The following is a 14,162-nucleotide window of genomic DNA, read 5'->3' as shown; positions in this document are numbered from 1 at the left end:
GCAGGTGCCGCCTTGACGGGACCGCTCTTTATTGTGACAGGAAACTGTGCTCTACAGCGCCGCGCATCTATCCAGACGCACGAAAGTCCGCTGCACTCTATAGTTTGCCTGAGTGGTTCTGCCCGACATGCAGTCCTCATCAGGAATTCGAGGCTCGCTTCTCGCGCGCATCCAAGCATCGCACAGGGATGTTTTCTCAGGAGAAAGACAAAAATGGCAGACACCACCTATCCGGTTTATGGCGAGATCGCCGGCCCGATCGTGATGATCGGCTTTGGGTCGATCGGCCACGGCACCTTGCCGCTGATCGAGCGCCACTTCAAATACGACAAGAACCGGTTGATCGTGGTGGAGCCCCGTGAGGACGCCAAGGACGCGGAAATATTCGCGCGCCATGGCGTGCGGCACGTGCGGGCGGCCGTCACCAAGGACAACTACAAGGAACTGCTGAAGCCGCTCCTGACGGAAGGCGGCGGCCAGGGCTTCTGCGTCAATCTCTCTGTCGACACCTCGTCGCTCGACCTGATGAAGCTTTGCCGCAAGCTCGACGTCCTCTATGTCGACACGGTCGTCGAACCGTGGCTCGGCTTCTACTTCGATGCCGAAATGGACAATTCCGAGCGCACGAATTACGCCCTGCGCGAAACGGTACGCCGGGAGAAGGAAAAGAACCCGGGCGGCACCACGGCGGTTTCGACCTGCGGCGCCAATCCCGGCATGGTCTCCTGGTTCGTCAAGAAGGCCCTTCTCAATCTCGCCGACGATCTCGGCCTGAAATACGAAGAGCCGCATCAGGACGACCGGGAAGGCTGGGCGAAGCTGATGAAGAAAGCGGGCGTCAAGGGCATTCACATCGCCGAGCGCGACACCCAGCGCGCCAAGCACCCGAAACCGCTCAACGTGTTCTGGAACACCTGGTCGGTGGAAGGCTTCATTTCGGAAGGCCTGCAGCCGGCCGAGCTCGGCTGGGGCACCCACGAGAACTGGATGCCGAAAAACGCCAAGAAGCACAAGAAGGGCTGCAAGGCGGCGATCTACCTGGAGCAGCCGGGTGCAAACACCCGAGTGCGCAGCTGGTGCCCGACGCCCGGCCCGCAATACGGCTTCCTGGTCACGCACAACGAAGCGATCTCGATCGCCGACTTCTTCACCGTCCGCGATAAGGACGGCGACGTTTCCTACCGCCCGACCTGCCATTACGCCTATCACCCGGCCAATGACGCCGTTCTCTCGCTGCACGAGATGTTCGGCAACGGCGGCACGGCGCAGCCGGAGCTGCACGTCCTCGACGAGCACGAGCTCGTGGACGGCGTCGACGAGCTCGGCGTGCTGCTCTACGGCCATGCCAGGAACGCCTACTGGTACGGCTCCCGCCTCTCGCTGGAAGAGACACGCCGCATCGCGCCCTATCAGAACGCCACCGGCCTGCAGGTCACGAGCGCCGTTCTTGCCGGCATGGTCTGGGCTTTGGAGAACCCGAAGGCCGGCATCGTCGAAGCCGACGAGATGGACTACAAGCGCTGCCTGGAAGTGCAGATGCCTTATCTCGGCCCCGTCGAGGGGCACTACACCGACTGGACGCCGCTCGACGGGCGCCCGGGCCTTTTCCCGGAAGACATCGACACGAAGGACCCCTGGCAGTTCAGGAACATCCTCGTCCGCTGAGGATCACGCGACGAAGCACGCCCTGTCGGCCCGGAGCAGTCCTGCTCCGGGCCTTTTCTATTCGAATGCCGAGCGCGCCGCGCGCATGCCCGCTCTTGCTTTCAACTCATGATCGCGGCATGTTTCGCGCACGCGTGTCTCAAAAGACGCACAACGGTCGTTGCGGTGCTGTGAGACGCCGCACAATTGTGCGTCGATCGGTTTCGATTCACGGAATTATGCGGTAGAGCGGGACAGGAAAGTATGAAGCGGTTTTGCGTTCGCATCCCGCTCAACTCGTGACGCGGGAGAAACGCCGATGAAGCCATTCGCCATCCTCACCCTCCTGGCAACTGCCGCCGCGCTGGCATCCTGTCAGTCTCAGCCTCGGGAACTCCGGCCAATGTCGTCGGCGCCGCAGGCGACGGGTGTCGAGGGTTCCTGGGTCGATCCGAACGGCATCGTCTCCACTTTCGCAGGCGGCACCTTCTCGACGCGCACGACCGACACCAACCAGCTTCTCGCCTCCGGCAACTATGTGAACGTCAGCCCGACGCTGGTGGAAATCAACATGACCTCGCTGGTGCGCAACACCCAGTCCAAGGTCAACTGTGCGCTGGCAACGCCGGCGCAGCTGAACTGCACGACGGACTCCGGCGCACAGTTCTCGCTGGCGCGCCGCGGCTGACACGGCGCCAGATGATGAACGAGGGCCCTGGACGGGCCCTTTTTCTTGCCGGGACGGCTTAACCTTGTCTGAAATCCGGCGGCGTCGGCATGCGTTTGCGGCTTGAAGTCGATCCCGACTGGTGAAAACATCCGCTGCAGCGCGGCGGGTCTTACCTGCGACTCGGCCGGCAGCACACAGGAGCACACCATGATCAGACACATGCGGACCGGCCTCGTTGCCGCTTCCCTTCTCGCGCTCTCTTCGGGCGCAGCTTTTGCCGATTATGAACTGAACATCCTGCACATCAACGACCTTCATTCGCGCATCGAATCGATCAACAAATTCGATTCGACCTGTTCGGCCGAGGAAGAGGGCAAGAACGAGTGCTTCGGAGGCGTCGCCCGCCTCAAGACGCTGATAGACCAGAAGCGCCAGGAACTGACGGGCAAGAACGTGCTCCTGCTCAACGCCGGCGACAATTTCCAGGGCTCGCTCTTCTTCACCACCTACAAGGGCACCGCGGAAGCGGAGTTCCTCAACCTGATGAAGTTCGACGCGATGACCGTCGGCAACCACGAATTCGACGAAGCCGAAGATGGCCTTGCGAGCTTCCTCGACAAGGTGACCTTCCCCGTCGTCACCGCCAATGTCCTGCCGAGTCACAAATCGAAGATCGGCGATCGGATCAAGCCGTCGATCGTTCTGGATGTCGGCGGCGAAAAGATCGGCATCGTCGGCGCGGTCGCAAATGACACGCCTGAGCTCTCCTCGGTCGGGCCGGACATTCTGATCGGCGAGGACGTGGCGACGATCGCCAGCGCGATCGAAGAGATCAAGAAGCAGGGCGTCGACAAGATCATCGCGCTGACCCATGTCGGCTATCCGCGCGACCTCGCGGCGATCGCCAAGATCCCGGACGTCGACGTGGTGGTCGGCGGCCATTCCCACAGTCTGCTGTCCAACACCGACGAGAAGGCCGAGGGGCCATATCCCACCATGGTCGACAACCCCGGCGGCTACCAGGTGCCGGTGGTACAGGCCGGCTCCTACAGCAAATATCTCGGCGACCTCGTGGTGACGTTCGACGACGACGGCGTCGTCAAGGCCGCCAAGGGCGACCCGATCCTCGTCGATTCCTCCGTGAAGCCGGACGAGGCCGTGGCCGCACGGATCAAGGAACTCGCAAAGCCCATCGAAGAGTTGCGATCGAAAGTGATTGCCAAAACCGAGGCGCCGATCGACGGATCGCGCGAGACCTGCCGCGCCAAGGAGTGCGAAATGGGCAGTCTCGTGGCCGACGCGATGCTCGATCGCGTCAAGGGCCAGGGCGTGACGGTCGCCATCACCAACGGCGGAGGCTTGCGCGCCTCGATCGACGGCGGCGACGTGACGATGGGCGAAGTCATCACCGTCCTGCCCTTCCAGAACACGCTTTCCACCTTCCAGCTGAAGGGCTCCGACATCCGCGCAGCCCTTGAAAACGGGCTCAGCCAGGTCGAAGAAGGCGGCGGGCGCTTCCCGCAGGTCGCGGGCCTCAAATATTCGTTCGATCGTTCGAAGCCCGCCGGCAGCCGGCTCGTCAGCGTCGAGGTCAAGGAGGGTGACGCGTTCGCGGCACTCGATCCGGAAAAGACCTATTCGCTCGTCAGCAACAACTTCATGCGCGGCGGCGGCGACGGTTACGCCGTCTTCAAGGACAAGGGCGAGAATGCCTATGATTACGGTCCGGGCCTCGAAACCGTGCTCGCCGACTACCTCGCCGCCCACCAGCCCTTCAAGCCCTACACCGACGGCCGCATCACGGAAGTGGCTGCCGCAGCCCCGGAGGCCGCGCCCAGCGCTGCACCGGAGCCGGACGCCGCCGCACCGGAGCCGGAAGCCGCCGCACCGGAGCCGCAGGCCGCCGCAAAGCCGGCGGAAAGCGAAGCGGCCACCACTGCTCTCGAGGCTTCGCCCCCGGCGGCAGCCGCTGCCGAAGGCCCACGCAAGCACGTCATAGCGCGCGGCGATACGCTGTGGGACCTCGCGGACTCCTTTTACGGCAGCGGCACCGAATGGAGGAAGATATCGGCCGCCAACGGGGATCCGGCGCCGCGAGCGCTTGAAATCGGCCGCGAGCTGGACATCCCGGCCGAGTAAGACGATTTGCCTCGACATTTGGGACCGGCGCGGGCTTTCCCGCGCCGGTTTTTCTTCTTAGAAGGCTTTGAAACTGCCGGCGCGACCACCACCTTGCAAAGGTGCGCGCCTCACGAGGACCGAAATGACCGCCATGGATGCCGAGCCGAACACCAATCACCCCGCCATCAGCTACGGAAAGGTCGGCGTGCTCCTCGTCAATCTGGGCACGCCGGACGGTACCGACGTCGCCTCGATGCGCCGCTATCTGCGGGAGTTTCTGAGCGACCGCCGCGTGATCGAATGGTCGCGTCTCTTCTGGTACCCGATCCTCTACGGCATCGTGCTCAACACACGTCCGCGCAAGGTCGGCAAGGCCTACGAGCTCATCTGGAACAAGGAACTGAACGAAAGCTGGCTCAGAACCTATACGCGCAATCAGGCGGCACTGATGGCGGATGCCTTCGGCGGTCGGCCGCAGGTCGTCGTCGACTGGGCGATGCGCTATGGCCAGCCCTCCATCGCGTCGCGCATCGAGGCGCTGCAGAAAGCCGGATGCGAGCGGATCCTCGTCTTCCCGCTCTATCCGCAATATGCCGCCGCCACCACCGCCACAGTCAACGACAAGGCCTTCGAGGCCTTGCTCAAGATGCGCTGGCAGCCGGCGCTCAGAACCGTGCCTCCCTATCACGACGACCCGGTCTACATCGATGCCCTGGCCACCTCGATCACCAAGCATCTCGCGACGCTCGACTGGGAGCCGGAGCTGGTGCTCGCCTCGTTCCACGGGATCCCGAAAAGCTATTTCGAAAAGGGAGATCCCTATTATTGCCAGTGTCAGAAGACCGCACGCCTTCTGCGCGAAAAGCTTGGCTGGCCGAAAGAAAAGCTGCAGGTGACCTTCCAGTCGCGATTCGGCCCCGAGGAGTGGCTGCAACCCTATACCGACGCCACCGTGGAACGGCTGGCCAAGGAGGGTGTGAAGAAGATCGCCGTCATCAATCCGGGCTTTGTTTCCGACTGTCTGGAAACGCTCGAAGAGATCGCCGGGCAGGCAGCCGAGAGCTTCCACCACAATGGCGGCGAACAATTCGCCCATATCCCCTGTCTGAACGACAGCCCTGAGGGCATGGCGGTGCTCAACCACGTCGTGCGCCGCGAGCTGGAAGGTTGGTTGTAGAACAGCGCCATTCCCGACCGGGAATCGCCGCGACCTAAATCCTCCCGAAGTCGAAGGCGAATACGCCGTCCTCGACTATGGCGTTCGTAATGGCGGTTGCGAGAGGCAGAAGGGTGGCAGCATCGTCGATTTGCCGCAACAACGAGCCGACCATCCGTGCGGTGTCGATGCCTTCGACCGTTTCGCCGCCGAGCTCGCCCGACATCACGTTCGCAACGGTTCGGCCAAGCCCGAGGCCGTGACCGAGCCGGCTGTTGCGTCCGCCGCCCACCGTCACGTGCAGATCGCCGATGCCGGCGCGGTCGAAAGCGGAAGCACGGTTGCCGCCGATCCGTTCGCAGAGCAAAGCCATTTCCTGAGCCGCCTGATTGAAGGCCGCCGCAGTCGGGTTTTTTGACTGGCCGTCGGCGCGCAGCCCGTCCGGATAGCGGGTCTGCATGGCGCTGACACCGATTGCGAAGAAATTCTTGAGCGCCGCGCAGGCCTCGACGCCGGTCACATCCTCACCCACCGCGAGCCGGTAATAAGGTGTCCGCATCAAGCCCGCGGCGAAGTCCGCGGCCGCCCTGTCACGGCTGGCATAGATGCTGGACGTCGGATAGCGGTTGGCAAGCTCGCGCGCGATACATGGCCCACCGATGCCGATGAAGCTCTCCATATTGGCGATCCGCGGCGGCAGCGTCTCGGCATAGGTGACGACCCGCTCACCCTCGCGGTCGAGACCCTTCGTCACGAAAGCCACCGGCTTTTTCGAGCGCAGCAGACCGCTCAGCCGGTCGGCCGCCCAGGCGACACCCGGGCTGCTGACGCCGACGACGATGAGATCCGCCGTGTCGGCATGTTCCGGGCGGAGTTCCTCGTCCGCGAGGATCGTCACCGTTTCGGCAAGCGTCGCGTCGAGCTTCGGATGGATTTCACCCGCCTTCATCCTGCTGACAGGCAGCGTGTCGAGCGGCGTGCCGGCCAGCAGTACCCTGTGGCCGTTGTCGCTGGCAGGCACGGCAAGGGCAGTACCCATGACGCCTGCCCCTAAAACGAGGATCGTTGCCATATGTGCCCCCCGCGACTGTTCAGCGCATCATCGCGGCGACATTGCCGCCGTCGACGGTGACGACCGCGCCGGTGGAGGTCCGTGCCTTGGCCAGATGCACGAAGGCCGCCGCCACGTCGGCGCCTGTCACCTCGCGGCGAAGCATATTGCCTCGCATATAGTCCTCAGGCGTCACGCCCCGCGCCTTCGAGCGTTCCTCCACCATCTTGTCGGTCATAAGACCGGTACGGATACGGTCTGCATTGACGGCGTTCGAGGTGATGCCGGAGCCGCCGTGCTCGATCGCATATTGGCGCATCAGCGCCATCAGCGCCGCCTTTGAAGTCCCGTAGGGGCCGAAATCCGCGCCGGGATTCACCGCTTGTTTGGAGACGTTGAACACCAGCGCGCCGCCCGTTTTCTGCTGCTCCATGACGCGTACCACGGCACGCGCGACATAGTGATGGCTCCAGAAGTTAAGGTCGAAGGCTCTGCGGAAGGTCGCCTCGTCGACGCCAAGCAGCTTTCCCTGGAAGGCGGCCCCGGCATTCGAGATCAGAATGTCGACACCGCCATAATGCGCCACGGCCTTGGCGACGGCTGCGTCTACCGCCTCCGGATGGGTCACGTCGCACAGCACCGGCAGCGCGCCGAGCTTTTTCGCAGCCGCGTTCAGCGCGTCCTCGGAAATGTCGAAGAGCGCGAGTTCGGCACCCTCCGCCTTCAGTGCCTCTGCCACCGCGAGGCCCAGCCCGCTTGCTGCGCCGGTAACGATCGCCACCTGTCGGGTCAAAGGCTTTTCCTGCACCTTTGCCAGCTTCACCTGCTCAAGCGACCAGTATTCGATGTCGAAGAGATCGGCCTCAGAGAGCGCCTCGAACGCCTCGATGCCTTCCGCTTTGGTGATGACGTCGATGGTTGCTTCCGCCACGTCCGCACCGACGATCGCATTCTTTCGCGCCGCGCCGGCGGCGAAGAGGCCGATGCCGGCGACATAAAACACCCGAGGCTTCGGGTCGAGCATCCGCTTGCCACCGCCGACACGGGCATTGTTGCGCTCGAAATAGTTCCTGTAGTCGGCCTCGAAGGCGGCAACCGCCGCCCGCGCCTGCTCTGCCCATTCGCCGAGCCTGTCCTTTTGCGGCGCCGGCAGTGCCACTCCGAAGCGTTTGATGTGGATCACGTGCTCCGGTGTCGCATTGCCGCGGCGCGTCAGGCTGTCGACGTTTTCGGCGTTGCAGAATTCGAGGATCTTCTCGCCTGTACGGTGCTCCAGAACGAACCGCTTCGGGGTACCCTCGAGGCCCGTCTCGATCGCCAAAGCCCCGCGCAGGATCGGCGCAATCTCCGCGGCGGAGGCCAGGTTGTCGGGAAGGACGATGCCCGCGAACGGCTTCGCCCTGCCCTCAGAAAGACGCCGCTCGGCCTTGTCTATCTTGGCGATCATGTCCTCATAGGCCTCTCGCGGCTCGTCCGACCAGGTGAAGATGCCGTGCTTCAGCAGGATCATGCCATCGCCCTTCGGGTTTGCCTTGAAGGCGGCATCGCAGGCCTTCGCCAGATCGAAGCCCGGCATCACATAGGGAACGATGATCGACTCGGGAAAGAGTTCTCGGATCAACTCTTCGCCATGCGGCTGATTGGTGAGCGAAACGATCGCATTCGCATGGGTGTGATCGATGTGCTTGAAGGGAAGGATCGCATGCAGGATGGCTTCGACGGACGGGTTGGGCGAAGCTGGATCGATAAGCAGGCGGCGTTGGAGCATCACCATGTCGTCGTCGGAGAGCGTCTCGAAGCCGATCATCGCCTGCAGCGGCTGCAAGCGCACCGCCGGCAGTCCCTGCGGCTCGATCGTACCCATGTCCCATCCGCTGCCCTTGACGCAGAGTACCTCCATCTCGGTGCCGTCCATCTCTTTGAACGTGGTCTTGACCGATGTGTTTCCGCCGCCGTGCAATACCAATTCCGGATCGGAGCCCAGCAGCCGGGTCGTATAGGTGCGGACCGCAAGATCGGGATTGACGCCTTTGGCGGCATAGCCCTCTACGGTCGAAGTGAATTCGGAGTCCAACCAGCGCGATTTCATGACAGTTCCTTTCCTGGCCGGCACCGCGTTCGAGCGGCCGGCTCCCAGTCGATCAATAGTGTAATGTCCGGTCCGCAGCGGTCAGATGCGGACCTCGGTCTCGGCATCGAACACGTGCACCTTGGAGGGTGGGATCGCAAAGCGAACCTCGGCGCCCTCCGAAAACCGCTCCGCCTTGTCGACGACCGCGACGAAGCTTCCCTCCGGGCCCTGGCAGAAAAGCTGCGCGTCATGGCCAAGCCGCTCGGTGAGGATCGCTTTGGCTGCAAGCGGACCTGCGGAATCGACCACCACGTCGGTCGGGCGCAGGCCGAGGACCACCTTCCTGCCCGGCTTCAATGCCGGGGACGCCTCCACGGCCAGCCGGCCGGCCGCCGTATCGACGGCGGGAGCGCCATTGTCCGCCACCACGGTTCCGGGGAGGAAGTTGATGGACGAAGAGCCGATGAAGTCTGCAACATATTTGCTGGAGGGCCGGTCGTAGACGTCGTCGGGCGAGCCGATCTGCTCGATCTTGCCCGCGCGCATGACGACGATCTTGTCGGCCATGGTCATGGCTTCGATCTGGTCATGGGTGACGTAGATGGTGGTGGTCTTCAGCCGGTTGTGCAGCTGGCGGATTTCCGTGCGCATATGAGCGCGCAGCTTGGCATCTAGATTCGACAGCGGCTCGTCGAACAGGAACACCTCCGCCTCGCGCACCATGGCGCGACCCATGGCGACGCGCTGGCGCTGGCCGCCGGAAAGCTCCTTTGGGTAACGATCGAGATAGGGGGTGAGGTTGAGGGTTGCGGCCGCCCATTCCACTCGCTCCTTGATCTCCGCGGAAGGAACCTTCGCCACTTCCAGGCTGAAGGCGATGTTGTCGTAGACCTTCATCGTCGGATAGAGCGCGTAGTTCTGAAAGACCATGGCGATCGAACGGTCACGCGGATGCACGTCGTTCACACGCTTTCCGCCGATCATGAGATCACCTTCGCTGACGGCCTCGAGGCCGGCCGTCATTCTGAGCAAGGTTGTCTTGCCGCAGCCCGACGGTCCGAGCAGGACCACGAATTCGTGGTCCTCGATTCGGAAGGAGATGTCGCGCATGATCGTGACGGCACCGAAGGACTTGCCGATATTCTGATATTCCACGGTCGCCATCGGTCGTTACTCCCCTGTTCGTTTCGGCCGGCCGTCGCGGCAGCTCTGTCTCAATACTTCTGCCGCGTCGGCGTGATGACGATTTCCTGGACGATCGCGCGTTGCGGCAGCCGATAGGCGTCGAGGATGAGGTCCGCGACGATTTCGGCTGAAATACCGCCGCCGATCGCCGCCTTGTTCGCCTTGTAATTGGCAAGAGTGGTCTCGTCCTTCACGTGGTCCAGCACCTCCGTTTCAATGATGCCGGGGGAGACGACGATGACGCGCACGTCGTGCGGCGCCAGATATTCGCGCAGACTTTCGGACACCGCGTGGACGAAGAACTTTGTGCCGCAATAGACCGTATGGTCCGGGTAGACCTTGCGTCCGGCGATCGAGCTCATCATCACCAGCGTTCCCTGCTTCCGCTCGATCATACCGGATAGCACCGCATGCACGCTGTTCATCACACCCTTGGTGTTGATGTCGATCATCTCGTCCCATTCTTCCGGTGCCTGACGGGCGATGTCGCCGAGCCGTGCGATGCCGGCATTGGCAAACATCATGTCGACCGGCCCGAATTTCGCCTCGGCTTCGCCGACCGCATCGGCAAGTGCAGCGCGATCGCGCACGTCCGCCTTCTTCAGAACGGCATTGGGCAAGTCCAGGGACTCGAGCCGGTCGAGCCTGCGGGCTATGAGCAGCAACGGATGGCCGGCCTTGGAGAAGGCGCGCGCGACGGCCTCTCCAATGCCGGAGCTGGCGCCAGTGATCGCTATCAGCGGTTTTTCGGGCATGGTGGTCCCCTGTTTTTGCGTTTGTCCCGGCTGGAAGGGGCACCGCTAAGACGGCGCGCGCTTGCCGATGCGCAATGTCGCCGCCGCATCCGACATGCAGCGGCACCCCATCCGGATGTGCGTCAGCCTTTCAGAACGGTTTCGACCTGCGAGGCGATGTCGTCCATCGCCTCCTTGGAGGAGCCGTAGCTGCCGGCGAAATACTTGCCGAGACCGACGGGAATCGTATCGCTCGACAATTGCGCCCATTCCGGCAAGTCCGGTTCCGAGCCCATGTATTTGTCGATCGTCTCGCGGACGACCGACAAGTGACGGGTCGTGCCGGCGCCGACGCGGGCATTGGCCTTGACGCGCGGGTCGTCATAGACCGAGGCGCGGGTGGGGCCGGTGCCGCCGCCGAGCGTGGTGATGAGGGCCTGCGTGTCGGCGCAGGTGGCCCATTGCATGAAGATCCAAGCCGCATCCGGGCTTTTCGAATATCTGGACACCGCCAGCGACGAGCCGCCCTGGTGGCCGGTACCGGGGATTTCGCCGTAGCCGCATTCTTCGGGCTTCCTGAGCGCGGCCGGCTGCGGCGGGACGACCGCCTCGCAGAGGCCGGAAACCTTGGTCTGGCTGGCATCGTCGAAGTAGGGAAAGAACTCGCCCCAGGAGAGCATGGAGGCGGCAACCCCCTGAGCGATCGCCTGGCCCTGGCCGTCCCAGGTCCACTGGTCGACACCCGGCGGCATGGTTTCCTTGAGCCTGGTGTAATAGTCGAGCGCGGCGATGCCCCGTTCGTCGTTGCCGAGGAACTTCTTGTCGGCATTGAAGATCGAGCCGCCATTTCCCCAGAGCATGGAGGTCCACTCGCACTCCAGCGCATAGTGGCCCGACTTCATCTGCCCGGCATAGCCGTAGAGGTTCGGCCCCATTTCCTTCGTGATGGCGGCGGAATTGTTCAGCAGGTCCTCGAACGTCGTCGGCGCCTTGAGACCGAGCTTTTCGTAGATGTCCTTGCGGTAGATCATGATGAAGATGGGAATGTCGTAGGGAACGCCAACCCAGCGATCCTCATACTTGGCGATGCCGTCGACGAGCGCCGGCATGAAATCGTCGATGTTGTAGTTCGGCATGGCGAGGTCTGGCTTGTCCTGAAGCTGCTCGCGCGGATCGAACACGTCCTGGCTGAAGGATGCCGACCAGCTCTGGTCGATGTAATAGAGATCGTAGGTTCCGAGCGAAGAGGCGACGTCGAGCGTCAGCTTCTGCAGAACCTGTTCGAGCGGCAGGACCTCGATCTCGACCCTGATGCCGGTCGCTTCCTCGAAATATTTCTTCAGCTGCGAGTTGATGGCGTTCGACGGCGGAGTGGATTCCGTGGCGAGCTTCAACGTCGTTCCCGCAAAGGGCTTGGCGACGTCCTTGAGCCAGGAGATCACCTCGGCCGACGGCTGAAGCTGCTCCTGAGCGAGCGCCCTGCTTAGGCCGAAGGGGCGGCTGCCGAAACCCATTCCGAGCGCGGTTGCGCCGAGGCCGAGCGTGCCGGCGGCGCGCAGGAAGCTGCGGCGGTCGATCTGGCCGCGGACGAAGCGGTCGGTCACAGACGCGAGATAAAACTTTCTGTCTTTCTCTTTCATGTCTTCCTCCTCTATCGGCGCCGGAAATGGCCCCGATCTCTCCTGTTGTCGGCGCGAGCGCCGCATTCTCACTGCTTCAGCGACCCCATCGTCAGGCCACGGACGAGGTGGCGTTGAACGAGCAGGATCACGACGAAGGCGGGCACGATCGCCGCTGCCCCGAGGGCGGCCATGTTGCCCCAGGCCGTTCCGATCGATGTCACGAAGGTCGACGACACGACCGGCACGGTCTTCAGCCCGGTCTGCGTCAGGGTCAGGACGAAGAGAAACTCCGTCCACGAGAAGATGAAGCAAAGTACGGCGGTAGCGGCGATGCCGCCCTTGGCCATCGGCAGCACGATGCGTCGGAAGATCGTCCAGCGCGACGCGCCGTCGAGCAGCGCGCTCTCGTCGATCTCCGCCGGTATGTCGTCGAAGAAGCTCTTCAGAAGCAGTACCGCCAGCGGCAGGTTCATGAGACCGTGCACGAGGATGACACCCGTATAGGTATCGAGCAGGTTGAACTGCTTGAATATGAAGAACATCGGGATCGCCACCGCTACCGGCGGCATCATGCGGGTCGACAGCACCCAGTTGACGAATTCATGGCGGCCGCGGAAATGCATGCGCGACAGTGCATAGGAGGCAAGTGTCGCGACCACGATCGCCAGCACCGTCGAGCAGGATCCGACGACGATCGAATCCCAAAGGCGCGGCCCCATGTAGAAGTTGCCGCCACCCGGTGTTACGGCTTCCTGGCTGCCGAAGCCGAAACCCAGCGATATGCCGAAGACTTGCTCGAAATTCCTCACGGTCGGCTGGAAGCCGAAGAAAATCGGTGGCCAGTTGAAGATGTCCTTTGCGTCGCGGAAGGCGACCGATGTCCAGAAATAGATCGGGAAGAAGAAGGCTCCGACGACGAGCCAACCGGCAATGGTGCGCAGCGTGCGGGCGAAAGCGCTCTGATGCATGTTACCACCTCACCTTTGCAACGCGGATGAATGTGTTGGCAATGACCATGACGATGACCAGGCTCGTCAGACTCAGCGTGGCGCCGTAGCCCCACTTCAGGAACGAGAAGGTCTGCTGCCAGGCATAGAGGCTGACCGTATAGGTGGCGGTGCCTGGCCCGCCCGAGGTCATGACGAAGACGTAGTCGAACACGCGGAAGAGGTCGATGCCGCGCAGCAGCACCGCGACGGCGATGACGCGCGACATCATCGGCAGCGTCAGCCGGCGGAACATCTGCCAGGACGATGCGCCGTCGATCATCGCCGCCTCGTAAGGCTCCGCCGGCAGCGAGCGAAGCCCGGCCAGGAAGATCAGCACCATGAACGGCGTCCATTGCCAGACTTCCGCGATCAGAACCCCGATCAGCGCGAGCGAGGACGTGGCAAGCATCGGCGTCGCCTTGTCGAGCAGGCCGACGAGGCCCAGCAGATAGGAGAGCGCCCCGAACTGCGAGTCCTCCATCAGGAGAAACATCATGCCGGCAATGGCGGGGGGGATGACCAGCGTCATCGAAAGCACCGCGCGCAGCATCCCGAAACCCGGCAGTTCGGCGTCGAGGAGAAGCGCGATCGCCATGCCGAGGACGATTTCGATCGTCAGGGCCACGGCGAAATAGAGGAACGTGACACCAAGTGCACCCCAGAAGCGACTGTCGTTCCAAAGTTGAATCCAGTTGTCGACGCCGACGAACTTGAGTCCTCGGCTCTTCGGCACGAATTCGTGGAAGCTCAGCCAGACATTGTAGATGAACGGATAGATGGTGAAGACGGCGAGCAGCGCGATAAGAGGCAGGAGCCACGGCCACGGCGAATCCGAGATCGCGATGCGTTTTACCTGTGCAATCGACATTGCCTTCTCCTCCCACGGACGCCAGTCGCGGCGGTAACCCGCCCTGGTCCG

The 14,162-nt window shown here is 62.9% G+C and carries 11 protein-coding genes; 4 read left to right on the top strand and 7 right to left on the bottom strand.

Annotated features, from left to right (window positions below; translation table 11 throughout):
• The first annotated feature begins 213 nt into the window (after positions 1-213).
• The 4 genes from AC6CIG_RS15500 (at position 214) to hemH (ending at position 5,612) form a co-directional block, all read left to right on the top strand.
• Positions 214-1,665, top strand: coding sequence for a homospermidine synthase (locus AC6CIG_RS15500; RefSeq protein ID WP_018096789.1), 1,452 nt, complete (start codon positions 214-216; stop codon positions 1,663-1,665).
• A 298-nt stretch (positions 1,666-1,963) separates the two neighbouring features.
• A complete protein-coding gene (gene omp10, locus AC6CIG_RS15495) occupies positions 1,964-2,332 on the top strand; it encodes an outer membrane lipoprotein Omp10 (RefSeq protein WP_003531074.1) in 369 nt (122 codons plus the stop codon).
• A gap of 189 nt (positions 2,333-2,521) precedes the next feature.
• On the top strand, positions 2,522-4,453 hold the full coding sequence (locus AC6CIG_RS15490) for a 5'-nucleotidase C-terminal domain-containing protein (protein ID WP_437408064.1): 1,932 nt from the start codon (positions 2,522-2,524) through the stop codon (positions 4,451-4,453).
• A gap of 124 nt (positions 4,454-4,577) precedes the next feature.
• Positions 4,578-5,612, top strand: coding sequence for a ferrochelatase (gene hemH, locus AC6CIG_RS15485; protein WP_127709029.1), 1,035 nt, complete (start codon positions 4,578-4,580; stop codon positions 5,610-5,612).
• 34 nt (positions 5,613-5,646) lie between these two features.
• Here the strand turns inward: hemH and AC6CIG_RS15480 are convergent, their stop codons facing one another.
• The 7 genes from AC6CIG_RS15480 to AC6CIG_RS15450 form a co-directional block, all read right to left on the bottom strand.
• Complete coding sequence (locus tag AC6CIG_RS15480) at positions 5,647-6,663, bottom strand: glycerol-3-phosphate dehydrogenase (RefSeq protein ID WP_127709031.1); 1,017 nt, start codon at positions 6,661-6,663, stop codon at positions 5,647-5,649.
• A gap of 19 nt (positions 6,664-6,682) precedes the next feature.
• Positions 6,683-8,731 carry a bifunctional aldolase/short-chain dehydrogenase gene (locus tag AC6CIG_RS15475; RefSeq protein WP_127709033.1) on the bottom strand — a complete coding sequence of 683 codons (2,049 nt, stop codon included), beginning with the start codon at positions 8,729-8,731 and terminating at the stop codon, positions 6,683-6,685.
• 81 nt (positions 8,732-8,812) lie between these two features.
• The gene (locus tag AC6CIG_RS15470; protein ID WP_127709035.1) at positions 8,813-9,877 is read right to left on the bottom strand and encodes an ABC transporter ATP-binding protein; all 1,065 of its coding nucleotides are present in this window, start codon (positions 9,875-9,877) and stop codon (positions 8,813-8,815) included.
• 50 nt (positions 9,878-9,927) lie between these two features.
• Entirely contained in the window at positions 9,928-10,653 is a 726-nt protein-coding gene (locus AC6CIG_RS15465) for an SDR family oxidoreductase (protein ID WP_127709037.1), read from the bottom strand.
• 122 nt (positions 10,654-10,775) lie between these two features.
• The gene (locus tag AC6CIG_RS15460; protein ID WP_437412142.1) at positions 10,776-12,272 is read right to left on the bottom strand and encodes an ABC transporter substrate-binding protein; all 1,497 of its coding nucleotides are present in this window, start codon (positions 12,270-12,272) and stop codon (positions 10,776-10,778) included.
• A 68-nt stretch (positions 12,273-12,340) separates the two neighbouring features.
• Positions 12,341-13,222: a carbohydrate ABC transporter permease gene (locus AC6CIG_RS15455; protein WP_127709039.1), complete on the bottom strand. Its 882-nt coding sequence runs from the start codon at positions 13,220-13,222 to the stop codon at positions 12,341-12,343.
• 1 nt (position 13,223) lies between these two features.
• The gene (locus AC6CIG_RS15450) at positions 13,224-14,111 is read right to left on the bottom strand and encodes a carbohydrate ABC transporter permease (RefSeq protein ID WP_127709041.1); all 888 of its coding nucleotides are present in this window, start codon (positions 14,109-14,111) and stop codon (positions 13,224-13,226) included.
• Between the last annotated feature and the right edge of the window lie 51 nt (positions 14,112-14,162).

This window comes from Sinorhizobium sp. GQ132 (assembly GCF_059758575.1).
Note: the sequence above shows the minus strand (reverse complement) of the source record. Positions and strands in the feature narration are given on the sequence as shown.